The organism is Streptomyces roseifaciens, assembly GCF_001445655.1.
GTDB lineage: Bacteria > Actinomycetota > Actinomycetes > Streptomycetales > Streptomycetaceae > Streptomyces > Streptomyces aureoversilis.
This window is the reverse complement of record NZ_LNBE01000004.1, coordinates 2,584,127-2,608,220: the sequence shown is the minus strand read 5'-3', so window position 1 is coordinate 2,608,220 and position 24,094 is coordinate 2,584,127. Positions and strand designations below refer to the sequence as shown.

Below are 24,094 nucleotides of genomic sequence, written 5' to 3'. Positions count from 1 at the left end.
CGCTCGCGCGGGGAACATACAGGCGGCGTTCGGTTCTTCCCCTGTAACCCTGCCACGCCCCGTCTCATTCCGAGACACCCGGTCCGATGCGCGAGACGATCTCGTCCCAGTAGCCGGGCATCACCTCCCAGGGGTCCGCTTCGTCCCGGTCCGTCCGGTCGGTGAAGTAGATCGTGCCGGCGCCCTGCCAGCGGGCCAGGCGCAGCGCCTCGTCCAGGTGGGCACGGGGGACGCCGTGCACGAGGTGGCAGAAGCGGGCCGCCGGGAAGTCGGCGGTCCACTCGGCGACCTGCGACCAGCGGTAGGCCGACCAGGGCCCGTAGAACGTGACGAGTTGGTCGGCGAGGTCGGCGTAGCCGGGCGAGGGATGGGTGCCGTGGACGAGCACGACGTACGCCCGGTCGAGGATCGTCCGCAGGGAGGCGACGGTGCGCCGGGTGCCGGGCAGGGCGGCGGGGTCCGCGGGGGTGGCGTCGAGGGCGAACCCGTCGACCTTGTACCAGTTCAGATAGCGCTGGGCCTCGGAGAGCACCTCGCCGAGGGGGCGCTCGCCGAACCGCAGGTCCAGGTGGCCGAGGACCCGGATGCCCGCCTCGCGCAGCCGGGCGGCGGCGGCGACGCGATACGGGTCCGGGCGGTCGCCGGGGCCTCCGGAGGCCGTCCCGCCCGGGGCGGCCATGGCGCCGCTGCCGAGCACGACCCACTCCACGGGGACGTCGGTGCGCAGGAGTTCGCCCCATTCGGCGGGGGCGAGCAGGGGGTGCGCGAAGCCCGGGACCCCGAAGCGCAGCGGGGCCTCGCGGACGGCGCGGGACCGGCGCTGCCCGGGCGGGCTCAGATGCGACACGCGGCCTCCATCCAGATGTCGGCCAGGGACTCCTCCAGGCCGATGCGGGGGCGCCAGCCGAGCCGGTCGCGGGCGGTGCGCACGTCGGCCTGCTGCCAGCTGCCGCAGCCGTCGGGGTAGGGGTAGGCGGGCGGGGTGCCCAGGTGGGGGTCGTCCAGCTCGTGGAGGGAGCCGCCGTATCCGGCGACGCGGGCGAGCGTGGCCGCGGCCTCGCGCAGCCTGACCGCGCGGCCGGTGCCGATGTTCACGGCGCCCTGGGCGGCGGAGAGGGAGGCGGCGTGCACGGCGCGGGCGACGTCGCGGACGTCGACGAAGTCGCGCTGGACGCCCAGGCCGCTGAGCTTGAGCTCGCTGTCGCCGTTCTGCATGGCGCGGCGCAGGGCGTCGGCGAGCCTGCCGAGCGGGGAGCCGGCGGGGGTGCCGGGGCCGACGGGCGAGAAGACGCGCAGGACGATGGCGTCGAGGCCGGAGCCGAGGACGAGCTCGGTGGCGGCGAGCTTGCTCACCCCGTACGGGCCGCCGGGGCGGGGGACGGCGTCCTCGGCGGTGGACGAGCCGGGCTGGGAGGGCCCGTACTCGGAGGAGCAGCCGAGCTGGACGAGGCGGGCCCCGCAGCCGCTGCGGCGCAGCGATTCGCAGACGGTGGCGACGGCGACGGTGTTGTGGCGGGTGAGGTCGCGGGCGCCGCCGCGGGTGGCGCCCGCGCAGTTGATCACGACGCCGGGGTGGACGGCGTTGAGGAAGCGGGTGAGCGCGCCGGGGCTGCCGGTGGCGAGGTCGAAGCGGACGTCCGCGTCGTCGCCGCGGCCGAGGGCGGTGAGCTGGACGGCGGGGTCGGCGAGCAGCCGGTCGGCCACGTAGCGGCCGAGGTAGCCGTTGGCACCGAGCAACAGAACCCTCATCGGTCGCGCCCTCGCTCTCGCCCGGCGGTGCGGATGGGGTGAACGGTCATCTTGCTTGCTCCTCTGACGGGGGTGTGCGGTGGGACGGATGCGGTCACCGGGCCCGGACGGGGGCCTCTCCGGGGTCGGCGGGGACGGGGGCGAACGCCCCGCAGCGGTGGGCGGAGGCCCGGGAGAGCGCGGTCAGGGCGTGGACGAGGAGGGCGAGCGCGGGGAGTGCGCAGGCCACGAGGGGTATGGCGGCGGGTCCGTAGGCACCGGCGGCCCAGGCGACGGCGGGCGCGGCGAACGGCGCCGCGGCGAACGGCCCCGCCCCCGGGGCTCCCGCGCCCAGCGCCGCCGCGGCGAGTGCGGCCGCTTCCACGCCGCAGGCGGTCAGCACGGCGACGGCGGCGGTCCGTCCGAAGCCGCGGGCGGTGAGCAGCCGGGCCAGGAAGAGCAGCCCGCCGAGCGCGGTGACGGCGACGAGCTCGCCGGGTGGGACGGCGGGAGCTCCCAGGGCGGCCCGCGCGGACCACAGGAGCGTGCCCAGGGCGGTCGTGAACAGCCCTACGGACGTGAGGAGCAGGGGCCAGGCGCGGGCCCGGAACTCGGCGCGGGAGCGACTGGCGGCGAGGGCGTGCCGCACGCGCCCGGTGAACCACCGTGCGCACCACAGGGCGGGGACGAGACCGCACGCGAGGGCGACGGCGACCGGGGCTGCGGCGCGTAGGAGGTCCACCGGTCCCGGGCCGCTCACGTGGCCGGAAACGCCGCCGGGGAGAGGGCCGGGGGCATGACCGGAGAGCAGCACGGCGAGGGCGGGGCCGCCGAGGAGGGCGTACGCGACGAGCCAGGCGCCGGCGAGCAGCCCGGCGAAGCGCCACGGGGCGCGCACCGTGTGTGCGAGCGCCCCCGCGTCGCAGGCCGCGCCGGGCGCGGGCCGGGCGGGCTCCTCGCGCTCGGCACGGGCGTAGAGCTCGTCGGAGAGGGAGAAGACGTCGCGGTGCCGGCACTCGGCCGCGGCGCGGTCCGTGAGGCCCCCGTCCTCCAGGACGGCGGCGATCTCCAGGGGGTCCACGGCGCGGGCGCACAGCCCGTGGTGACGGTGCAGGAGAGCCTTCACCGGGTCGGTGCGGGGGGCGGCTATGCCGGCGGCGGCCGGTGCGCTGCCGTCCCTCAGGGGCGTGGTCATGGGCGCCCTGCCCAGGTCGGGGAGGACTGGCGCGGCGTCAGGTCGATCGGTGCGCGGGCTTCCGCGGCGCGGGAGAAGGGGACGGCGGGGTCGGCGGTGTCCTCGCGTGCGGGGGCACGGGAGATGAGTTCGAGGTAGATGCCGTGGAAGTCCGTCACGTGCCTTTCGGTCGTGAAGAGTTCGAGGGCGCGGGCGCGGGCGGCGGCACCGAGTCTGGCTCTTCGGCCGGGGTCGTGCAGCAGCTCCAGGCAGCCCTCCGCGAGGGCGCCGGGGTCGCGCGGCGGGACGACGAGGCCGGTGCCGCCGACGACTTCGCGGACGGTGGCGCAGTCCGGTGCGACGGTGGCGCGCCCGCAGAGCATGGCCTCGACAAGCGGCAGCGGGAAGGTCTCCGCGCCTCCGGCGAGGACGACGACGGTGCCGGTGGCGTAGGTGTCGGGGGTCGCCTCGGGGGCGTAGGAGACGCCGAACGCGGGCTGGACGCCGGGCAGCGGGGGCGCGGCGATCCGCAGCTGCACCTCGGGCTCGGCCCGGCGCAGGGCCGCGAGGGCCTCCCACAGGAAGGGGTCGGCGTTGCCTCCGGCCCACAGGACGGTCCGGCCGTCGTCCGTGCCGTCGTCGCCGGTCTCGGCCCGCTCCCCCACGCCCTCGTAGGGGGCGGGGTCGAGGCCGGGGTGCACGGTGCGCAGCCGGGCGGCGCCGGCGCCGCAGCGCTCCTGCCAGCGCCGTACCTGGGCGTCGCCGGAGGTGATGATGTCGGCGCCGGCGTAGATCTCGGCGGTCAGCTGCCGGTGGAAGGCGGACAGCAGGGTGCGGACGGGCAGGGAGAGGCCGGCGGCGCTGGCGGCGCTGTTGAGGTAGTAGGCGCGCAGGCGCACCTCGTACTCGGTGACGAGGAAGGGAGTGCCGAAGAAGCGTTTGGCCAGCAGTCCCGGGAGGGCGGCGGGGCCGGCGGTGGTGGCGTGGCACAGATCGACGCCCGCGAGCCCGCGGTCGGTGCCGGTGCCGTACCAGTCGAGGGACAGGGGGCGCAGTGCGCGCTCCAGGAGGGCGGTGACGGCGAGGAGGTCGGCGACGCGGATGCCGTAGGCCGCGGGGTGGGACCCGGGGGTGCGGCAGGCGGTCTCCAGGATGCGCAGGGCCTGTTCGGAGCGGAGGGCCGAGCCGAGGCCGCCGGCGTCGCGGGCGAGGTCGGCGAGGCCGTGCAGGGCGTCGGCGAAACGGTACGCCTGATCTCTGCGGTCGTCGGGGCCGGGCTCGACGGTGGCGGTCAGCGCCTCGGCCAGCCCGGCGAAATAGGCACCGAAGCGGCGCCGTTCCCGGCGCCCGTACGAGCGGTGCGCGCGCCCCACGGCCCCGGCCGGATCCCCCCACAGAGGAGCCGTCCGCACGCGCCGGACGTGCTCCGGCAGATCGCACCAGCCGCCCGCGTCCTGCCGGGCGCGCCGGCTCAGGGCGCAGATCTCGAAGTCGTGCCCGGGCAGGCCCCGCACGAGCCGGTCGCACCACTGGCCGCCCTCACCCGAGGCATACGGATACCCACCCTCCGTAAGGAGTCCCACGCGCACGCACGCACCCCCGTCTGTCCCTTGTGGTCGCCCTCTTGTGGCTCGTGACCGCCGAACGGCAGCGGAAGCACGCTATGCGGGCTCGCCCGTGGCGCGACGGACGGTTGTCCGTCGCGCCACCGGAAGGGGTGAACAGAGGTGACTTTCCAGGAGATGAGGCGTTGCCTCGCGCTATGCGGCGGCTTCGGCCCCTTCGAGCCGCGGGACCGCCGCGAGCAGGCCCTTGGTGTAGGCGTGCCGGGGCTGCTCGTAGACGGTGTCGGCCGCGCCCTCCTCGACGATCCGGCCGCCGCGCATCACGACGAGCCGGTCGCTGACCTGCCGTACGACCGCGAGGTCGTGGGCGATGAAGACGAGCGCGAGGCCGAGGTCGCGCTGCAACTCGCCGAGCAGCCGCACGACCTGCGCCTGGGTGGTGACGTCGAGCGCGGAGACGGGCTCGTCGCAGACGATCAGCTTCGGCTCGGGCGCGAGGGCCCGCGCGATGCCGACGCGCTGCCGCTGGCCGCCGCTGAACTCGTGCGGGTAGCGGTGGTAGGCGCCGGGGTCGAGCCCGACGCGCTCCAGCAGCTCCCGCACGCGCGCGACGATCGCGGCCTCGTCGAGCTTCCCGGCGGCGCGCAGCGGGTCGGCGATCGACTCGCCGATGCTGCGCCGGGGGTTGAGCGAGGAGACGGGGTCCTGGAAGACCATCTGCAGCTCGCTGCGGAAGGTACGCAGTTCGCGCTCCTTCAGGCCGCCGATGTCGCGTCCCTGGTAGCGCAGTTCGCCGCCGGTGGGGGCGAGGAGCCGGACGAGCATGCGGCCGAGGGTGGTCTTGCCGCTGCCGGACTCCCCCACGACGCCGACGGTCTCGCCGGGCCGTACGGTCAGCGAGACGTCGTCGACGGCGGTGACGGCGTCCTTGCCGCGGCCGAACCGCCTGGTGAGGCCGGTGGCTTCGAGCAGCGGCGCCTCGTCCGCGCGGGCGGCCCGCGCGCCCGCGCCCGGGCGGCGGACGTTCACCCGCGGGACGGCCGCGAGGAGGTCGCGGGTGTACGTCTCGCCCGGGGTGTCGAGCAGGGTGCGGACGGGGCCGCGCTCGACGGCGCGGCCGTCCTTCATCACGAGCAGCTCGTCGACGCTTCCGGCCGCCACGCCCAGGTCGTGGGTGACCAGGACGAGGCCCATGCCGGTCTCGGCGCGCAGGTCGCGCAGGAGGTCGAGGATCTGGGCCTGGACGGTGACGTCGAGGGCGGTGGTGGGCTCGTCGGCGACCAGCAGGCGCGGTTCGCAGGCGAGGGCCATCGCGATGAGGGCGCGCTGGCGCATGCCGCCGCTGAACTCGTGCGGGCGGGAGCGGGCGCGGCGGGCCGCGTCCGGGATGCCCACGCGGTCCAGCACCTCGGCGGCACGCGCGCGTGCCGCACGGCGGGAGGCGTCGCGGCGGTGGACGCGGTAGACCTCGGCGATCTGGTCGCCGATGGCCTGGTAGGGGTCGAGGGAGGAGAGCGGGTCCTGGAAGACCATGGCGGCGACGCCGCCGCGGAGCCGTCGCAGGGCGGCGTCGCCGGCGGCCTGTACGTCGTGACCGGCGACGGTCACCGCGCCGGTGACCTCGGCGCCGGTGTCCCGGTGCAGCCCCAGCAGTGCGTAGGCGGCCGTGGACTTGCCCGATCCGGACTCTCCGACGATGCCGAGGGACCCACCCGGCGGGAGGGTGAACGACAGGTCGTCGACGGCCCGTACGAGGCCGCCTCCGGCCCGGCCGCCGGGCCCGGCCGGAAAGGTGACGGAGAGGCCGGAGACGGCCACCAGGGGTCCGTCCGCTGCCGCGGCTGCGGGCGCCGGCGAGCCGGTCGTGCGGGTTTCGGACGTCATCGCAGGGCCACCCTTCGGTCCGCGACGGCGTAGAGCACGTCCGCCACGATGTTGGCGATGACGACGGCGGTGCCGGTGACCATCACGACGGCGACGACCACGGGCAGGTCGAGGCTCTTGGTGGCGTGCACCAGGAGCTGCCCGATGCCGGGCAGGCCGAACATCATCTCGGTGAGTACCGCGTTGCCGAACATGGACCCGAAGTCGGCCGCCGTCAGGGCGATGACGGGCGCGACGGCGCCGCGCAGGGCGTGGCGCGTGACGAGGGAGCGCTCGGCGACCCCGTAGGCGCGGAAGGTGCGGATGTGGTCCTCGGCCAGGGTCTCCAGCACGGAACTGCGGGTGAGCCGGGCGTACTTCGCCGACTCCAGGAGCCCGAGCGCGGCCCACGGCAGCAGCATGTTCCAGGCCCACTGCTCCGGGTCGTCGGTGAGGGGCACGTAGGACGGGAAGGGCAGCCAGGCCAGGTAGGCGCAGAAGAGCATCAGCAGGCCGAGGCCGCTGATGAAGACCGGCGTGGCCGTTCCGGCGAGGGTGAGCCAGGTCAGCACCCGCTCGGTGATCCCGCCGCGGCGCAGCGCGGACAGCAGGCCGGTGCCGGTGCCGAGCAGCAGCCAGACGGCCATGGCGCCGACCGCGAGCGAGGCGGTGGCGGGCAGCCGGTCGATCAGCATGTCGGTGACCTGCTGGTTGTTCTGGTACGACAAACCGAAGCAGGGTGCGTCGCAGTGCAGCACCGCGGTGCCGGTGGAGTAGTCGTGCCCGGCGACGATGCCCTGCAGGAAGTGCCAGTACTGGACGTACACGGGGTCGCCGAGGGAGAGCTGCTCGCGGACCTGGGCGATCTGCTCGGGGTTGCAGCGCGGGCCGCAGGCCAGGCGGGCGGGGTCGCCGGGCGCGATGTAGAAGGTCGCGTAGACGACGGCGGAGAGCACGAGGAGGACGGCGAGCGCGCCTGCGGCGCGCCGCAGGACGTATCCGGTCACGCCGCACCTCCTGCGCCGCTCGTGCGCGCCTTGCGCCGGTTCCGGCCGACGCGGAGCCGTGAGGCCTCGCGCGGGTCGAGCGCCGTGCGCACCCCGTCGCCGAGGACGGTGAAGGCGAGCGTGGTGACGAAGAGCATGAGCGCCGGCAGCAGCACGTACATGGGGTCGGCGCGGAACCAGGTGGTGGCCGACGAGAGCATGTGGCCCCAGGAGGGGGTCGGGGGCTTCACGCCGACTCCGAGGAAGGACATGCTCGCTTCCAGCACGATGTTGGTCGGCAGCAGGACGGCCGCGTAGGTGATCACGGGGGCGGCGAGCGAGGGAAGCAGCTCGCGCCGGGCGACCCGCCAGGTGGAGCCTCCGGTCAGCCGGGCGGCCGAGACGAAGTCGAGCTTCATCAGGGCCAGGGTCTGGGCGCGCACGAGGCGCGCCATCCCGCCCCACGCCAGCAGCCCGATGGCGATGACGAGCAGCACCGGGCGCGGGAAGTCCGCCGGGACGACGGCCATCAGGGCGATGGCGAAGACCAGCATCGGCATGGCGACCATGACGTCGGTGAGGTGGCTGAGCGCGCTGTCGACGAAGCGGCTGCCCAGGGCGGCGGCCACGCCCACGCCGACGCCGATGAGCACCTGGACGAGGGTGGCGCCGAGGGCGACGAGCAGCGAGACGCGGGCGCCGTAGGCGAGGCGTACGAACAGGTCGCGGCCGGTGCCCGGTTCGACGCCCAGCCAGTGCTCGGCGCTGATGCCGCCGAAGTCGCCGAAGGGCACGCCGCCGCGCGCGGAGTCGACCAGGGTGTCGTGGTACGTGTTCGCGTCCTGGCCCTCCAGCGCGGCCAGCAGGGGCGCGGCGACGGCGACGAGGACGAGCAGGCCCAGCACGGCGGCGGCCGCGAGCGCGGACTTGCGCGCTCCCAGCCGCCGCAGGACCTGCCGGGCGCCGGAGGCGGGAACGGCTCCCGCCTCCGGTTCCTTGGTGGTCAGCAGATCGGTGGTCACTTGACCGCGACCTGCGAGACGTCGAGGACACCGGTCCAGTTGCTGATGACGACGTTCTTGACGTCCTTGCCGTAGAGGCGCTTGTAGACCGGGTGGAACAGCGGCACGGTCAGGGCCTGCTCACCGATCTTCTTGTCGAGCGCGCCCCAGCGCTGTGCGGCGGCGTCGTGGTCCGTGATCTTGTTGATCTCGTCGATCTCGTCGTTGATCTTGGAGTCGTCGAGGCGGGAGGCGTTGAAGTTGTAGCCGTCCTTGACGATCTGCCGGCCGTCGAAGATCGGGGCGAGGAAGGGGCCGCCGGAGGGCCAGTCGGCACCCCAGTGGGCCAGGAAGAGCGCCGGCTGCTTGTCGACGCTGTGGACCTTCTCCTCGTAGTCGTTGTCCTCCAGGCCCTCCAGCTTGACCGTGATGCCGGCCTCCTTCAGGGCCGCCTGGATCGCGGTCGCGATCTCGGGGCTGGTCTCGAAGTTCTGGGCGGTGGAGTGGGTGAGCGTGATCTCCAGGCCGTTCTCGTGACCGGCCTCCTTCAGCAGCTCCTTGGCCTTGGCCGCATTGCCCTTGGCGCCCGCCGGGAAGTGGTCGTGCGCGGTGTACCCGAAGGACTTCTGGTTGGGCAGGAACGTCGTCGCGGGCTCGGCGAGCGAGGAGCCGCCGGCGGCGTTGACGACGCTGGTGCGGTTGATCGCGTAGGCGACGGCCCGGCGGACCTTCGGGTCGTCGAAGGGCTTGGCCTCGGGGTTGAACGCCAGGTAGTTGGTGTAGCCGAAGTGGCCGGTGCCGACCCGGCCGGCGAGCTTCTTGTCACCGGTGACCTGGGCGAGCTCGGCCGGGCCGAGGTTGGTGTCGGTGGTCACCGCGGCGGCGTCTGCGCCGGAGCCGGTCGACAGCCGCTGGTTGATGACGGCCGGGGACAGGCCGGACTTGACCTCGATCCGGTCGGGGTAGGCGTGCCGCTCCTTGTCGGTCTCCTCCGACCAGTGGGTGTTGCGCTCCAGCGTCATCTGCTCGCCGTCGCCCACGTTCTTGACGACCTTGTACGGGCCGGAGGAGACCGGGTGCTCGGCGTACTTGGCGCCGGTGTCCTTGGCCTTGGGCACGGGGGCGAACTGGGTGGAGGTGGCGAAGTAGGGGAAGTCGCCCTCGGACTTCTTCAGCTTGAAGACGATGGTCCTCGCGTCGGGCGTCTCGATGGAGTCGAGGCCCTTCTTCTCCTTGTAGGGGCCCTGGTAGCTGTCGCCGCCGATGAGCCAGTCGCGCAAGTACGGGGCGCCGCCGGAGAGTTCGGCGGCGAAGGAGCGCTCGACGCCGTACTTGATGTCGGCGGAGGTGATGGGCGAGCCGTCCTCGTACTTGAGGCCGTCCTTCAGCTTGTACGTCCAGGTCTTGGCGTCGTCGCTGGGGGTGCCGGTGTCCGTGGCGAGGTCGGGGACGACCTTCGTGCCCTCGGCGCCGTTCTCGCGGTTGCGGGTGGTGAGGGTGCGGTAGACGAGCGAGGGGATGTTGCCGCCGCCGGAGGTGTACAGGCGGGCCGGGTCGAACTGCTTCTGCGGTGCCCTGTTGAGCACCGTGAGCGTGCCGCCCTTCTCGGGCGCGCCGTCGGCGCCGCCGCCCTTGGCGCCGCTCTCCTCCGGGCCGCACGCTGCCGCGCCCCCGATCAGGACCACACTGACGGCGGCGGCCGCCACACGGCGGGATATCGCGGGAAGTTGACGCATGACGAAGGAGGCCTTTCGCGGAAGCGGGAGAGCGAGGGGGTGAGCTGCTGAGCCGGAAGCACCCACGGAAGGCGGTGGAAGGGAGCGCGGAGGCGCCGGACCGCCCCCCGGCGGACGCGACGCTGCGTGCGGAAACGCGGAAGTGCAGGCGCGGGGAAGTGCTCGGGGGAAGAGTGCGGTCTCAGCGACAGTGAATGTCGGCGACGCTGTGCGCGGCCACGCCGATCAGCGCCAGCTCGAAGCCGGCGGTCTCGGGGGCGTGGTGGTGCGACATGCGCAGAACACTGAACGAATTTTCGCCCCCTGTCCAAGGTGTCTCATATCCAGAGATGAATCATCCCGGAAAACGAGACATTGGATCACGGATAGGGCCAGGCGTTCGGCTTGCACGTGACGCCGTCCGACGTCAGGAACTTGGTCTGCTGCATCATCACCGGGGCGAGCGCGCCCTCCTTGGAACACGACTCGTGGTCGCGCCCGAGGCGGTGGCCGACCTCGTGGTTGATGAGCATCTGCCGGTAGGCGTGCATCTTGTCGCCGTACGTCGCAGCGCCCTGCGCCCACCGGTAGGCGTTGATCATGACGCGGTCGGTGGCGGCGGAGTCGCAGGAGACGTTGTCCTGCGTGGTGTCGAGCCCCGACTTGGCGCACCAGGCGGCCGTGGTGCCCGGGCTGGCCAGGGTGATGACGAAGTCGGCGTCGCCGGAGGAGACCCGCTCGAAGGTGCGGGTGCCGCCGTGGCCCCAGCTGCGCTCGTCGTTGAGCGTGCGGTGCACGGCGGTGGCGAAGAGCTCGCCGTCGAGCGGCAGGCCCTTCTCCACGTCGACGCGGTAGTGCACCACGTCGCCCCGGCCGGGAGCGCGGTCGTGCCCGCCGACCGTGTCGAAGGAGCCGCTGCCCTTGGCCTTCGCGTCCAGGGGGTACTTGCGGTCCATCTTCTGCTCGTACGTGACCGGCGCGGCGACGCCGCCGTTGGGCGTCGGGCGGCTGTCGGAGCGGGAGGCGGCGTCCGGGCTCTGCCGCTCGACGTCCGCCGGGCGGGCCTGCGCCTGGGTCTCGGTGCCGTCCTCGACCTGTCCGGCGACGACGACGGCGAGCACGGCCGTCACGACGGCCGCGGCCACGCCGGTGGCCGTGCGCGCCACGGCGCCGCCGGGCTTCGCGGAGGGGGCGCCGCGGGAGCCGCCGGTGCGGGGACGGGCCGGGCGGCCGGCGGGGCCGGCCCCGCCGGCCGCCCCGCGCGCGGGGCCGCGCCCGCCGCCGGGGGCGGCTGCAGCGGCGGGGACGGAACGGGTCAGGACGCGGCGGCCTACGACGCCTCTTTCGACGCTCCCTACGCCTCCTCCTACGAGGCGGGTCACGACACGTCCTATGACACGGCCTACGACAGGGATGCCGCCGGGCACGCCGCCTACGTGGACCAGGCGTACTCCGCGTACTGGCTGGGAGGCGCCCCCGCCCCCTCCGCCCCCGCACCGGACGGCGGCCTGGGCGACGATCCGGGCAGTGTGCTGACCGACGTCCACGCGCGCGTGGACGTCGGTCAGCACACTGCCCGGATCGTCGCCCAGGCCGCCGTCCGGTGCGGGGGCGGAGGGGGCGGGGGCGCCTCCCAGCCAGTACGCGGAGTACGCCTGGTCCACGTAGGCGGCGTGCCCGGCGGCATCCGTGGCGGCCGCAGGTCCGGCGGCATCCCTGTCGTAGGCCGTGTCATAGGACGCGTCATAGGACGAGGACGTGCCGTAGGACGCGGACGTGTCATAGGACGTGTCGTGACCCGCCTCGTAGGAGGAGGCGTAAGAGGAATCGGAGGAGGCGTAGGAGGAGGCGTAGGGAGCGTCGAAAGAGGCGTCGTAGGCCGCCGCGTCCTGACCCGTTCCGTACCCGCCGAGGTATCCGGCCAGCCGCGTGTCGTAGCCGGGCACGCTCCCCGGCCCGTACGCCCCCGCGTCCGCCGCAGGGGCGCGCTGCACTCCGATGACGCCCCAGCCGACGCCGACCTCCTGGCGCTGCCCCGGGAACCCGTCGGGGCCCGCCTGGCCCACCGGGCCCGCAGGTCTGGCGGGGTCGTGGAGCGGGTCGCCCTCGCCCTCCCCCGGGGCGGCCGCGGGCTCGTGGCCGGCCGCTCCCTGTCCGCCGCCCGCACCGGGAGCGGTGGGCGCGGCGGGCCGGGAGACGGCGCGGGGGGCGCGTGCGCTGTGTTTACCCACGAGGCGAGGCGCTCCGATCGGCAGTGTCGGTGTCCACGAGGATGTCGCGGAAGGCACGAGCCACCGCGTCCGGGTCCTCCATCATGGCGACATGTCCTGAATCCACCAGTGTCAGCAGCCGCGAGTCGCGGAAAGTCCTGCTGGCACGGCGGGCCATCCGGATGGAGACGAGCTGGTCGCGCATTCCGTAGACCAGAAGAGTAGGGGCAAGGACGCGTTCCGCCTGCCGCCACAGCGAATGCTGGCCCCCAAGGGTGTATGCGTCGACCACTCCGCGTGCGGAGCGGGCCATGACGTCCCAGAAGTAGGGGAGCTCCAGCCGCCGCTCGTACTCCGCGGCGGCCAGGGCGAAGCCCTCGGATGTCACCCGTCCGGGGTCTCCGTAACAGAGGGCGAGGACGTCACGCGTACGCCGCTCGGGTGTCCACTCCTTCGTCATCCGGGCGAAGAGGGAGGCCACGCCGGGCATCGCGAGCAGCGCCGTGGGCACCGCCGTGCGCTGCGGGCGCAGCTCGGGCAGCGCGGGCGAGATCAGGGTGAGCGTGCGGACGAGGTCCGGGCGGACGGCGGCCACGCGGGTCGCTATGGCGCCGCCCATGGAGTTGCCGACGAGGTGCACGGGGCCGCGGGCGCTCGCGTCGAGGTAGCGGATGACCACGCGGGCGAAGCCGGTGATCGAGTAGTTGCCGTCGTCCGGGGGCGGGGAGTCGCCGAAGCCGGGCAGGTCGAGCGCCTCGCAGGCGGTGTCGCCGGCGAGCAGCTCCATGAGCGCGGACCAGTTCTGCGAGGAGCCGCCGAGGCCGTGGATGCAGAGCGCGGGCGGCAGCCCCTCGGTCCGGGGCGGGCGGGAGCGCACGGCCAGCGTGACGCCGGGCAGCGTCACCGTACGGACCTCCTCGCCCTCGCTGACGCGCGAGGGCCGACCGGGAGGCACCACGGGGACGGTGCGGGCATCCGGTGACTCGGTCGAAGACATGCGGGCAATGTTACGAGACGATCACGCCGGGCCTGTTGTGGCGGGCGTCACAGATCACCTGGCGGCCCGGGGCCTTGTCTCCTAGGCTCGACCGCAAGGAGTACGAGGGCGCACATCCCGGATACCGGAAAGAGGTTCCGCATGCCTGTCGACCCGAGCGACCCCGAGACGTTCGAAGACTTCGACGAGGAGGACGCCGACGTGACGGAATTCGACGCAGAGGCCCCGGAAGCGGACGCCGCGGAGCAGCACGCCGACCTCGCCCAGCACCGCGACGACCCGCTCGCCCTCCTGGACCCCACCACGGCCAACATGGCGGACGTCGCCGAGCAGGCGCGTGTCGTGGACCTGGACGAGGACGACTACCGCTGATCGTGAATGACCGCGGGGCCATGGGCTGAGCTGCGCCAATTGTCAGGATTTTGTCAACTTCCCACAGCGTCCGGTCCGTGAAATTCTCCGCTCCGACCACGCACGCCCGGGTTACCCAAAAGTACGATGGCGGACGCGGTGCACACCGTGCAGTGAACGATCATGGGAGGCGGCGTGACAGCCATCGAGCAGACCGAGGCGCGGCCGCGGGGCACGCGCCTGCCGCGCCGAGCCCGACGCAACCAGCTGCTGGGCGCAGCCCAGGAAGTCTTCGTCGCACAGGGGTACCACGCGGCGGCGATGGACGACATCGCCGAGCGGGCGGGCGTCAGCAAGCCGGTCCTCTACCAGCACTTCCCCGGCAAGCTCGACCTCTACCTGGCCCTGCTGGACCAGCACTGCGAGAACCTGCTGCACGCGGTGCGCACCGCGCTGGCCTCCACGTCCGACAACAAGCAGCGCGTCGCGGCCACCATGGACGCCTACTTCGCGTACGTGGAGGACGAGGGCGGCGCCTTCCGCCTGGTCTTCGAGTCCGACCTGACCAACGAGCCGGCCGTGCGCGAGCGCGTCGACAAGGTCTCGCTGCAGTGCGCCGAGGCGATCAGCGACGTCATCGCCGAGGACACGGGCCTGTCGAAGGACGAGGCGATGCTGCTGGCCGTGGGCCTCGGCGGCGTCTCCCAGGTGGTCGCGCGCTACTGGCTCTCCAGCGAGAGCACGGTGCCCCGCGCGACCGCCGTCCAGCTGCTGACCTCGCTCGCGTGGCGCGGCATCGCGGGCTTCCCGAAGAACGCCCCCGAGCAGGGCTGACCCGGCGCCCGACCGGCTAATGTGTGGACGAATACCCACACCTTCGGAGGGACATAAGCCGTGGAGGTCAAGATCGGCGTGCAGCACGCGCCGCGCGAGATCGTCATCGAGAGCACGCAGAGTGCCGAGGAGGTCGAGCGGGCGATCTCCGACGCGCTGGCCGGCAAGGCACCGCTGCTCAGCCTGGAGGACAGCCGCGGCCGCAAGGTCCTGGTCCCGTCCGAGCGCCTGGCCTACGTGGAGATCGGCGAGCCCGCGACCCGCAAGGTCGGTTTCGGCGCGCTCTGAGCCCGCGCTTCGGAGGCTGCAGAGGCTTCGCACGGCGGGGCCCCGGTGAGGAATCACCGGGGCCCCGCCGTTGTCTTTACCGGTACACCCCGGTGCAGACCGGACGAGGGTTGCCACGCATCCCCGAGGGGTAGTACGGCTTCGACCGGTTTGCACCCGCTCCTCGCCCCGGCACGGGAGGGAAGTGACCATGATCTTGTGGGAAGCGCTCGGCTCGGTCCTCATCGGACTCGCCGTCTCCTACGGCGCCCTGCGCTGGCTGCCCGAGCGGTACGGGCAGTTCCGCTCCCGGACCCTGACGCTGGCCACCGGTCCCGTCGCGGCGCTCTTCGGCGCCCTGCTCGCCCACTCGGTCCTCGGCCCGGGCCACACGCCGGCCACGCTGGCGGTGTCACTCGGAGTGGCCGTGGCCCTGCTGTCCCTGCTGCTGCGCCAGGGGGACCGGGCCCGCCGATCAGCCACGGCCTGAAGAGGGCCGGAGCGGCCCGGGCCGGAGCCCGGGCCGGGGGCGTCAGGCCGCGAGGCCCAGCGCCGCCATGCGCTTGGTGTGCGCCTCGGTGATCCGGGAGAACATCTTCCCGACCTCCGCGAGGTCGAAGCCGTCGGCCACGCCGCCCACCAGCATCGTGGAGAGCGCGTCGCGGTCGGCGACCACGCGCTGCGCCTGCGAGAGCGCCTCGCCCATCAGCCGGCGCGCCCACAGCGCGAGGCGGCCGCCCACGCGCGGCTCGGCCTCGATCGCGGCGCGCACCTTCTCGACCGCGAAGGTCGCATGCCCCGTGTCGTCCAGCACGGTCAGCACCAGGGCGCGGGTGTCGGAGTCCAGCCGGGCCGCCACCTCGCGGTAGAAGTCACTGGCGATCGAGTCGCCCACATAGGCCTTGACCAGGCCCTCCAGCCAGTCGGACGGCGCGGTCTGGCGGTGGAACTCGTCGAGGGCGGCCGCGAAGGGCTCCATGGCGCCGGTCGGCTCCGCGTCGATCGCGGCCAGCCGGTCGCGCAGCCGCTGGAAGTGGCCGAACTCCGCCGCGGCCATCTTCGCCAGCTCTGCCTTGTCGTCCAGCGTGGGGGCCAGCTTCGCGTCCTCGGCGAGGCGCTCGAAGGCGGCCAGCTCGCCGTAGGCGAGCGCGCCCAGCAGGTCCACGACCGCCGCGCGGTACTGCGGGTCGGCGGATGCCTGAGCCCAGTCCTGGGCGGCGATCCCGGTGAGCGCCTCGGCGGGCTCGTTGGCGTTCTCAGCGTTGTCGGACGTCTCCATGGAGCGCACAATAGCCCGCTTCGCAACCCGGTGAAGGCCCAGGTCAGCTACTTCATCCGGATCTGTCCGAAGGATTGTCCGGACACACATGCGCCTTTCCGGGGTACAGTGGTAATGCGCCTGTCGAGTGTGTCGGCAGGCAGTCCCATGCTGTGTCTTCCGGGGGCGTCTTCTCGCCCCAGCCCCTGGACCTCCAGCGGATGCCCGGTCGGTGGCCCGATCGGCTTCCAAAACCGACCGCCCTCCGCGCGGCGCACACGAGACGTGTGCACCAGGAGGGATCCGCTCGCGGCACGTGTGCTCGAGCGAAGGCAGTGGTCCCGCGCCATCCGGCGTCCCCAGGCCGGACAGTACTCCGGCGCGGTCCGTACGACCTGTACGACCCCCTTCGCCGCCCAGCGCCGCCGCGTCTCACAGAAGAGGCAAGATCCTGTCCACTCCTTCGAACCCCTCGACTTTCCGAGATCTGGGAATCCTCCCCGAGATTGCCGAAGCGCTCGAAGCCGTCGGCATCGTGCACCCCTTTCCGATCCAGGAGATGACGCTCCCGGTCGCCCTCTCGGGCTCCGACGTCATCGGCCAGGCCAAGACCGGCACCGGCAAGACGCTGGGCTTCGGCCTGCCCCTCCTGGAGCGCGTCGTCGTCCCCGCGGACGTCGAGGCCGGCCGGGCCCGCCCCGAGCAGCTGACCGACGCCCCGCAGGCGCTCGTCGTCGTCCCCACGCGTGAGCTGTGCCAGCAGGTCACCAACGACCTCCTGACCGCCGGCAAGGTGCGCAACGTGCGCGTCCAGGCGATCTACGGCGGCCGTGCCTACGAGCCGCAGGTCGAGGCCCTCAAGAAGGGCGTCGACGTCATCGTCGGCACCCCCGGCCGCCTGCTCGACCTCGCCGGCCAGAAGAAGCTCAGCCTCGCGCACGTCAAGGCCCTCGTCCTGGACGAGGCCGACGAGATGCTCGACCTCGGCTTCCTGCCCGACGTCGAGCGCATCATCACGATGCTCCCGGCCAAGCGCCAGACCATGCTCTTCTCGGCCACCATGCCGGGCGCGGTCATCTCCCTGGCGCGGCGCTACATGTCCCAGCCCACGCACATCCGCGCCACCTCGCCGGACGACGAGGGCCAGACCCACGCCAACATCGCGCAGCACATCTTCCGTGCCCACAACATGGACAAGCCGGAGATGGTCGCCCGCATCCTGCAGGCCGAGGGCCGCAACCGCGCGATGATCTTCTGCCGCACGAAGCGCACCGCCGCGGACATCGCCGACCAGCTCGTCCGCCGCGGCTTCGCCTCCGGCGCGGTCCACGGCGACCTCGGCCAGGGCGCCCGCGAGCAGGCGCTGCGCGCCTTCCGCAACGGCAAGGTCGACGTCCTGGTCTGCACCGACGTCGCCGCCCGCGGCATCGACGTCGACGACGTCACCCACGTCATCAACTACCAGTCCCCCGAGGACGAGAAGACCTACCTGCACCGCATCGGCCGCACCGGCCGCGCGGGCAAGTCGGGCACGGCCGTCACCCTGGTCGACTGGGACGACATCCCGCGCTGGAAGCTCATCAACAAGGCGCTCGAGCTGCCGTTCGACGAGCCGGAGGAGACGTACTCCACCTCCCCGCACCTGTACGAGGTGCTGGGCATCCCCGCCGGTACGAAGGGCATACTGCCGCGCTCCGAGCGGACCCGTGCCGGGCTCGCGGCGGAGGAGATCGAGGACCTCGGCGAGACCGGCGGCCGTGGTGCCCGCGGCGGCCGTGGCGGTGACCGCGACCGCGGCGGTGACCGTGGCCGTGACCGCGACCGCGGCCCGCGCCAGGAGTCCGAGGAGCGTCCCGCCCGTACGCGTACGCCGCGTCAGCGCCGCCGCACCCGCGGTGGATCGGCGCTCGGCGCCGAGACCGCGTCCGCTCCGGTCGCGTCCGCCGCACCGGTGGCCGAGGGCGCGCCCGCCACGCCGTCGAAGCCGCGTCGCCGCCGTCGTACGCGCGGCGGTTCGGGCCCGGCCGCAGCCGTGACGCCGGCCGCCACGGAGACCGTGGTGACCACCGAGGCCGCCGCTCCCGCCGAGACCGCCGTCGCGGCGCCCACCGCGGAGGTTCCGGCCCAGCCGCGCCGCCGCCGTACGCGCGCCGCGAAGCCGGAGGCCGCTGCCGCGCTCGTGCCGGCGGAGACGGTTCCCGTCGAGACCGCGCCCGTCGAGACCGCCCCGGTCGAGGCCGCGCCGGTCGTTCCGGCCCAGGAGGCCCAGGAGCAGGCCGAGGCCAAGCCGGCCCGCCGGACCCGCGCCAAGAAGGCTGCCGCCGCCCCCGTGGCGGAGGTCGTCGCCGAGGCCGTGGCCGTGACCGAGGCTCCGGCCGAGGCCAAGCCGAAGCGCACCCGCGCCAAGAAGGCCGAGGCCGCGCCCGCCGAGGTCGCCGCCGAGGCGACCGAGGTCGTGGAGACCGTCGAGGCCAAGCCCAAGCGCACCCGCGCCAAGAAGGCCGCCGTCGCCCCCGTGGCGGAGCCGGCCGTCGAGGCCGAGGCCGAGGTCAAGCCGAAGCGCACCCGCACCACCAAGAAGGCTGCGGCCGCGGTGGAGCCGGTGGCCGAGGCCGCGACCGAGGTCGCGGAGAAGCCCAAGCGGACCCGCAAGACCGCCGCGGCCAAGAAGGCCGAGGCCGAGGCCGCGGTCGGCACCGCCGAGGCCGCCGAGGCGAAGCCCAAGCGCACCCGCACCACGAAGAAGGCCGCCGCCGCGGTGGCCGAGCCCGTGGCGGACGCCGAGGCGAAGCCCAAGCGCACCCGTAAGGCCGCCGCTCCCAAGGCGGACGCCGCGGAGGCCCCGGCCGAGGCGGCGGAGAAGCCGAAGCGCACGCGCAAGGCCGCTGCGCCCAAGGCCAAGGCCGACGTGGACGCCTGACGCCAGGTCCACTGACGAAGGCCGGTCGTCCCACTGCAGTGGGGTGACCGGCCTTCGCCGTTCCACCGGCCGGTCCGGCACCGCCGGATACGCCGGTGGTGGGCTGAGCAGCCCCGCGCCGGGGATGGGGCTGCGCCCCCGGGAAACGGTGGAAGGGCGGGAGCGGGGCCGTTCCCTCCGCCGCAGCGGCGCGCAACCCGCCACCGGGGAGCCCGGCGGTGCCGGACATCCGCAGCGCCCGGGGCGCACCCCCCGTACCGCACCGCGTTAGCCTCGACCCATGAGCAGGCCCCCCTTCCTCACGTTGCCCCCGTGCGCCCGCGCCCACCGGCTGTCCACCTCCCGCGGGGAGTTCGCCGTGCACGATGCGCAGCCCTCCTCACCGCCGCGCGGCACCGTGCTGCTCGTGCCGGGGTTCACCGGCAGCAAGGAGGACTTCATCGCGCTGCTGGAGCCGATCGCGGCGGCCGGGTACCGGGCCGTCGCCGTGGACGGGCGCGGGCAGCACGAGACCGAGGGGCCGCGGGACGAGGCGGCGTACGCGCTGGGCGAGTTGGCGCGCGACGTCCTCGCCCAGGCGGAGGCCCTCGGCGGCGACGGCGGCGGGGTGCACCTGCTGGGGCACTCGCTCGGCGGGCTGATCTCGCGCGCAGCGGTGCTGGACGACGCGTCCCCGTTCCGGTCGCTGACCATCATGAGCTGCGGCCCGGCCGCGATCTGCGCCGCGCAGCAGGAGCGCACGCGGCTCCTGGTCGCGGCGCTGGGCGCGTACGACATGGGCACGGTGTGGCTGGAGATGCGCAGGGCGGACGGGGAGAGCGCGCCGGCCGCGCCCGTCCCGCCGGAGCTCGACGCGTTCCTGCGCCGCCGCTGGATGGGCACGGCGCCCGAGCAACTGATGGCGACGGGCAGGCAGTTGACGGCCGAGCCGGACCGTACGGCGGAGCTGGCGGCGGTGCCGCTGCCCAAGCACGTGATCTCGGGCGCCGTGGACTACGCCTGGCCGGTGCCGTCGATCGACGCGATGGCGAAGGAGCTGTCGGCGGTCCGTACGGTCGTGGAGGGCGCCGAGCACTCCCCCAACGCCGAGCGCCCCGGCCCGACGGCGGAGGCGCTCGTCCGCTTCTGGGACCTGTCCTGAGCCCGGTCCCGTGAACAGCCGGCCCGCGAGCGGTCAGCTCCTCGTGGCCGTCGTGACCGTGAAGAGCCCGCCGTCGGGGTCGCGCAGCGTCGCCTCGTGCCCCACCTGCGACTCCCCCGGCTCGGCGACCACCGTGCCGCCGGCGGCGAGCGCGGACTCGACGGCCTTCTCGACGTCGTCGACGCAGAAGTAGACGTGCCAGCGCGGCCGGACCTGCGGGTCGGGGGCGGCCTCGATGGCGCCGCCGCGCAGGCAGGCCACGGTGTGGCCGCCGGACCGCACCATGACGAGTTCGTCCTCGTAGCGGACCTCGCAGCGGTCGGGACGTCCCGTGGCCCACTCGAAGACCTCGCCGTAGAAGATGGCGGAGGCGAAGGCGTCGCGGGTGCGCAGCTCCAGCCAGGCGGGGGCGCCCTGCCGGCCGATCCTCCACTCGCGCAGGGTCTTGCCCTCCCAGAAGCCGAAGACGGCCCCCGCGGGGTCGGCGGCCAGCGCGGCGCGGCCGGGCCCGACGGTGAGCGGGCCGACGGCGACGGTGGCGCCGCGCTCACGGATGCGCGAGGCGGTCACGTCGGCGTTCTCGACGGCGAAGTAGGACGTCCAGGAGACGGGGACCTTGACGTTGACGCCCATGCGGCGGGCGACGTTGCTGATGCCGGCGACGGGCCTGCCGTCGGAGAGTGCGACGGAGAAGTCCTCGCCGAGGCTGCCGCGGCGGAAGGTCCAGCCCATGACGGCACCGTAGAAGGCCTGCGACGCGGCGAGGTCGCCGGTCAGCAGGCTCACCCAGCACGGTGCCCCGGGCACGGCACGGTCAGTGAGCGACATGGCCGATCGCCTCGTTTCTGTTCCGGATTGCGGGTCGGGGATCCCCGTCAGGGGTGGCCGGGCCGGTGGCCACGACCCCCTGCCAGGGTTCCACTCGGCTTCCCCGTATGCATTTCCGGCACGCGCGTTCACCGCGGAGTTCGTCCTATCCGAGGGAGGCCCGGCCGCCTGTGCGGACGGCCGCGCGGCCGGGCCGCCGCAACCGCGCGGTCAGAACTGCGTGCGCAGGTGGTCAGAACTGCGTCTGCAAGTGGTCCCAGAACCCGTCCCGGAGCGCCCGCCGCAGGTCCGCGTGCCCGCGCAGGGAGAGCCCGAGCAGCGCCTCGGCCTCGACGAGCAGCTCCTGGTCGACGGCGCCGGGCAGGATCGGGTGGCCGGGCATCAGCTCGGCGACGGTGTCGCGGCCGCGCGAGGCCAGCCACTGGGCGGCGACCTGGGCCCCGACGAAGCGCACGTCGTCGCGGCCGGGTGCGGGCCAGCCCGCGGAGGCGGCGTCCGCGAAGAGCTCGGCGACGGGGCGCCGGGTGACGTACGGCTTGCAGAAGTCGAGGTCGAAGGTGCGCTGGCTGTCCACCTCCCACAGCAGCGGCTCGGCCTGGTTGCGCCCGCCGGTCGCCTCGATGCCCCACAGGTGGACGCGGGCGCCGTAGCCCTGGGCGGCCTCGACGGCCGAGACGAGGTCCTCGTCGCCGCCGATGAGGGCCGCGTCGCTGATGGCCCGGTGGCGGGCGAGCGATTCCAGGTCGGTGCGGATGAGGGAGTCGACGCCCTTCTGCTGGTTGTTGGCGTTGAGGTTGCCGAGGCGGACCTTGACGTCGGGGAGCTCGGCGATGCGCTGCTGCTCGGTGGTGTGGATGCGGCGGCGGGCGCCGTCGTACCAGTAGACGCGCAGCAGCCGGCTGTCGGGGAAGATCGTGCGCGCCCGGTCGATGAAGGCCTCGATCAGCCCTTCGGCGTCGAGGTCGAAGGAGCGGCGGTCCTCGGTGCCGGCGACGAGGCGGCCCGCCGCGGCGTACACGTAGCCGGCGTCGACGAAGATCGCGTGGGTGGACGGGGTGGTCGCGACCTCGGCCAGCACGCGCGTCAGGAGGTCGTTGGTGCGCTCGACGGCGGCGGCGATCGCGTGCAGGTGCTCGGGGGAGTCAGCCATAGGATGTCATCTCGTTCGGTTACACGACGGACACGTTCCGTTGCACGGATTTAACAACTCTTAGTCAAGTTAAAAATTTCCTTAGCGTAGGGAATGTTTTCAGGGGTAACCTCGTTGTACCCGTACGGAACGCGCCCCGCCGACGCGGCGTGCTCCGTCAGCCATGCAGTTCTCCTCAGGAGGATCAGACGAAGGGAGAAGCCCTTGCGCTTCGAAATCATGCGCCTGGACGACGTCGACGGCTCGGCCGTCGACAGCACCGTCGTGGACGCCGCCTCCGTCAACCGGATCGTGCAGCAGGCCGCTTCCACCGGCCAGCGCATCTACATCCGCCCAGCCACCTCCGCGGCACAGTAGCGGGCGCAGCGGCGCCGACGCTCCTTCGCGAACGGCGACACCCCCGTACGGACTGTCCGTACGGGGGTGTCGCCGTTCGCCGCCCGTGCGGCGGAGGCCGTCACTTGGCCGCGATCACCTGCGTGATGCCGTTGATGATCTGCTGGACGGCGAGCGCCGAGAGCATCATGCCCGCGAGCCGCGTCACCAGCACCACGCCGCCGTCCTTGATCACCCGGATGATCAGCAGCGAGTAGCGCATCACCAGCCACAGCACGACGTGCATGGCGGCGATCGCCGCCCACACCGAGATCTGCGCGCCGGCGGAGTCCGCGTGCTGCACCGCGAGGATCACCGAGACGATCGCGCCCGGGCCGGCCAGCAGCGGCATGCCGAGCGGCACGAGCGCCACGTTGACGTCCTTGGTCTGCGTCGGCTCCTCCGACTTGCCCGTGAGCAGGTCCAGCGCGATCAGCAGCAGGAGCAGGCCGCCCGCGATCATCAGGGCGGGGGTGGTGATGTGCAGGTAGTCCAGGATCTGCTGGCCGCAGAGCCCGAAGACGGTGATCACGCCGAAGGCGACCGCGGCCGCCTGCCAGGCCATCCGGCGCTGGACCTTGGCCGGGCGGCCCGAGGTGAGCGCCAGGAAGATCGGGGTGATCCCGGGCGGGTCCATGATCACGAAAAGGGTGAGGAAGAGGGATCCGAAGACGGCGAAGTCGAACACAGTTGAGCCTTGCGGGAGTGGGTGGTGCGAGCAGGTGCGGGACGCCCGCCGGGCCCGTACGGGCGTACGGGCGGCGCGGGCAGGGGCGTACGGGCGCGGTCACCCGCGCACGGCATCACAGGGATGGGGACGTGCGTACGCGACCGGACCCGGAAGAGGGGTGGGTGCGGTCAGCCGCCGGCGCCGGGGACGGGGAACGCGCCCGTGGCCCGGCGCGTGATCTCGCCGTAGATTTCCGGATCGGTCGTGAACTCGCCGAGCGCGCAGGTCTTGCGGCTGCCGTGGTAGTCGCTGGAGCCGGTGGTCAGCAGGGAGAGGTCGGCGGCCAGGCCGCGCAGCCGGGCGCGGGTCGGGGCGTCGTGGTCCATGTGGTCGACCTCGATGCCGTCGAGCCCGGCCGAGGCCAGCTCGGCTATCGCGCTCTCGGAGGCGCAGTTGCCGCGCTTGAGCGCGAACGGGTGCGCGAGGACGGTGACCCCGCCGGCCGCCTTGACCAGGCGGATCGCGTCGAAGGGATCCAGCTCGTGCTTCTCGACGAAGGCACGGCCGTCGCCGGCGAGCCACTCGGAGGTGAAGGCGTCGGAGACGCTGTCCAGGACGCCCAGCTCGACCATGGCGGTGGCCACGTGCGGCCGGCCGACGGCGCCGTCGCCCGCGATCTGCGCCACGCGCTCCCAGCTGACCGGGACGCCGAGCTCGTTGAGCTTGGTGACCATGGCGCGGGCGCGGGGGACGCGGTCGTCGCGGACGAGATCCCGCTCGCGGGCCAGCTCGGGCTCCAGCGGGTCGAAGAGGTAGGCCAGCATGTGAACGCTGAAGCCGTCCGGGCCGCCGAGCCTGCAGGAGAGCTCGGCGCCGGTGACGAGGGTCAGCCCGGCGGGGAGCGCCGCGATGGCCTCGGCGTGACCGCCGACGCCGTCGTGGTCGGTGAGCGCCACGACGTCCAGCCCGGCGGCGGCCGCGTTGCGGACCAGCTCGGCGGGGGTGTCCGTACCGTCCGAGGCCGTGGAGTGGGTGTGCAGGTCGATGCGCACGACACGACT

23 protein-coding genes are annotated in these 24,094 nt (G+C 73.5%); 7 read left to right on the top strand and 16 right to left on the bottom strand.

Features of this window, described 5'->3' with window-relative positions; all coding sequences use genetic code 11:
- Positions 1-64: 64 nt before the first annotated feature.
- The 11 genes from AS857_RS28930 to AS857_RS28885 all read right to left on the bottom strand — a co-directional run bounded on the left by AS857_RS28930 (position 65) and on the right by AS857_RS28885 (position 13,239).
- Positions 65-847, bottom strand: coding sequence for a spherulation-specific family 4 protein (locus AS857_RS28930; protein WP_079110703.1), 783 nt, complete (start codon positions 845-847; stop codon positions 65-67).
- A complete protein-coding gene (locus AS857_RS28925; RefSeq protein WP_030366193.1) occupies positions 835-1,749 on the bottom strand; it encodes an NAD-dependent epimerase/dehydratase family protein in 915 nt (304 codons plus the stop codon). Before AS857_RS28925 ends, AS857_RS28930 begins: the two co-directional genes overlap by 13 nt.
- Before the next feature lie 94 nt (positions 1,750-1,843).
- On the bottom strand, positions 1,844-2,923 hold the full coding sequence (locus AS857_RS39250; RefSeq protein WP_058046131.1) for a hypothetical protein: 1,080 nt from the start codon (positions 2,921-2,923) through the stop codon (positions 1,844-1,846).
- A complete protein-coding gene (locus tag AS857_RS28915; RefSeq protein ID WP_338058286.1) occupies positions 2,920-4,485 on the bottom strand; it encodes a DUF3492 domain-containing protein in 1,566 nt (521 codons plus the stop codon). Before AS857_RS28915 ends, AS857_RS39250 begins: the two co-directional genes overlap by 4 nt.
- A gap of 177 nt (positions 4,486-4,662) precedes the next feature.
- Positions 4,663-6,351, bottom strand: a complete 1,689-nt coding sequence (locus AS857_RS28910; RefSeq protein ID WP_058046129.1) for a dipeptide ABC transporter ATP-binding protein — start codon at positions 6,349-6,351, stop codon at positions 4,663-4,665.
- A complete protein-coding gene (locus tag AS857_RS28905) occupies positions 6,348-7,337 on the bottom strand; it encodes an ABC transporter permease (RefSeq protein WP_058046128.1) in 990 nt (329 codons plus the stop codon). Before AS857_RS28905 ends, AS857_RS28910 begins: the two co-directional genes overlap by 4 nt.
- On the bottom strand, positions 7,334-8,338 hold the full coding sequence (locus AS857_RS28900) for an ABC transporter permease (RefSeq protein ID WP_058046127.1): 1,005 nt from the start codon (positions 8,336-8,338) through the stop codon (positions 7,334-7,336). The genes AS857_RS28905 and AS857_RS28900 overlap by 4 nt, the downstream gene beginning before the upstream one ends.
- Positions 8,335-10,053, bottom strand: coding sequence for an ABC transporter substrate-binding protein (locus tag AS857_RS28895; protein ID WP_058046126.1), 1,719 nt, complete (start codon positions 10,051-10,053; stop codon positions 8,335-8,337). The genes AS857_RS28900 and AS857_RS28895 overlap by 4 nt, the downstream gene beginning before the upstream one ends.
- Before the next feature lie 181 nt (positions 10,054-10,234).
- Positions 10,235-10,327, bottom strand: coding sequence for an Ms4533A family Cys-rich leader peptide (locus tag AS857_RS42140; protein WP_311766081.1), 93 nt, complete (start codon positions 10,325-10,327; stop codon positions 10,235-10,237).
- Positions 10,328-10,412: 85 nt separating this feature from the next.
- A complete protein-coding gene (locus AS857_RS28890) occupies positions 10,413-11,600 on the bottom strand; it encodes a DUF3152 domain-containing protein (RefSeq protein WP_420823996.1) in 1,188 nt (395 codons plus the stop codon).
- A gap of 655 nt (positions 11,601-12,255) precedes the next feature.
- Positions 12,256-13,239 carry an alpha/beta fold hydrolase gene (locus tag AS857_RS28885; protein ID WP_058046125.1) on the bottom strand — a complete coding sequence of 328 codons (984 nt, stop codon included), beginning with the start codon at positions 13,237-13,239 and terminating at the stop codon, positions 12,256-12,258.
- A gap of 141 nt (positions 13,240-13,380) precedes the next feature.
- Between AS857_RS28885 and AS857_RS28880 the strand changes: the two genes are divergently transcribed.
- The 4 genes from AS857_RS28880 to AS857_RS28865 all read left to right on the top strand — a co-directional run bounded on the left by AS857_RS28880 (position 13,381) and on the right by AS857_RS28865 (position 15,181).
- On the top strand, positions 13,381-13,611 hold the full coding sequence (locus tag AS857_RS28880) for a hypothetical protein (protein ID WP_058046124.1): 231 nt from the start codon (positions 13,381-13,383) through the stop codon (positions 13,609-13,611).
- A 174-nt stretch (positions 13,612-13,785) separates the two neighbouring features.
- Complete coding sequence (locus AS857_RS28875; RefSeq protein ID WP_058047134.1) at positions 13,786-14,424, top strand: TetR/AcrR family transcriptional regulator; 639 nt, start codon at positions 13,786-13,788, stop codon at positions 14,422-14,424.
- Positions 14,425-14,484: 60 nt separating this feature from the next.
- The gene (locus tag AS857_RS28870) at positions 14,485-14,712 is read left to right on the top strand and encodes a DUF3107 domain-containing protein (protein ID WP_058046123.1); all 228 of its coding nucleotides are present in this window, start codon (positions 14,485-14,487) and stop codon (positions 14,710-14,712) included.
- Between the two features lie 190 nt (positions 14,713-14,902).
- Positions 14,903-15,181 carry a hypothetical protein gene (locus tag AS857_RS28865; protein WP_173864816.1) on the top strand — a complete coding sequence of 93 codons (279 nt, stop codon included), beginning with the start codon at positions 14,903-14,905 and terminating at the stop codon, positions 15,179-15,181.
- A gap of 42 nt (positions 15,182-15,223) precedes the next feature.
- On the opposite strand, the gene AS857_RS28860 is transcribed toward AS857_RS28865, so the two are convergent.
- Positions 15,224-15,970, bottom strand: a complete 747-nt coding sequence (locus AS857_RS28860; protein ID WP_058046122.1) for a ferritin-like fold-containing protein — start codon at positions 15,968-15,970, stop codon at positions 15,224-15,226.
- Between the two features lie 538 nt (positions 15,971-16,508).
- Here AS857_RS28860 and AS857_RS28855 point away from each other — a divergent pair.
- Positions 16,509-18,869 carry a DEAD/DEAH box helicase gene (locus AS857_RS28855; RefSeq protein WP_058046121.1) on the top strand — a complete coding sequence of 787 codons (2,361 nt, stop codon included), beginning with the start codon at positions 16,509-16,511 and terminating at the stop codon, positions 18,867-18,869.
- Positions 18,870-19,149: 280 nt separating this feature from the next.
- Positions 19,150-20,010 (top strand): alpha/beta fold hydrolase, encoded by an 861-nt coding sequence (locus AS857_RS28850; protein ID WP_058046120.1) that lies wholly within the window; start codon positions 19,150-19,152, stop codon positions 20,008-20,010.
- A 33-nt stretch (positions 20,011-20,043) separates the two neighbouring features.
- Here the strand turns inward: AS857_RS28850 and AS857_RS28845 are convergent, their stop codons facing one another.
- Complete coding sequence (locus AS857_RS28845) at positions 20,044-20,838, bottom strand: VOC family protein (RefSeq protein WP_058046119.1); 795 nt, start codon at positions 20,836-20,838, stop codon at positions 20,044-20,046.
- A 232-nt stretch (positions 20,839-21,070) separates the two neighbouring features.
- Positions 21,071-21,988, bottom strand: a complete 918-nt coding sequence (locus AS857_RS28840; protein WP_058046118.1) for an NYN domain-containing protein — start codon at positions 21,986-21,988, stop codon at positions 21,071-21,073.
- Positions 21,989-22,192: 204 nt separating this feature from the next.
- Between AS857_RS28840 and AS857_RS40500 the strand changes: the two genes are divergently transcribed.
- A complete protein-coding gene (locus tag AS857_RS40500; protein ID WP_168090753.1) occupies positions 22,193-22,345 on the top strand; it encodes a hypothetical protein in 153 nt (50 codons plus the stop codon).
- 100 nt (positions 22,346-22,445) lie between these two features.
- On the opposite strand, the gene AS857_RS28835 is transcribed toward AS857_RS40500, so the two are convergent.
- Together AS857_RS28835 and AS857_RS28830 are read right to left on the bottom strand one after the other, a co-directional pair.
- Positions 22,446-23,051 carry a MarC family protein gene (locus AS857_RS28835; protein WP_058046117.1) on the bottom strand — a complete coding sequence of 202 codons (606 nt, stop codon included), beginning with the start codon at positions 23,049-23,051 and terminating at the stop codon, positions 22,446-22,448.
- A 170-nt stretch (positions 23,052-23,221) separates the two neighbouring features.
- A complete protein-coding gene (locus tag AS857_RS28830) occupies positions 23,222-24,085 on the bottom strand; it encodes a PHP domain-containing protein (protein ID WP_058046116.1) in 864 nt (287 codons plus the stop codon).
- Positions 24,086-24,094: the final 9 nt, after the last annotated feature.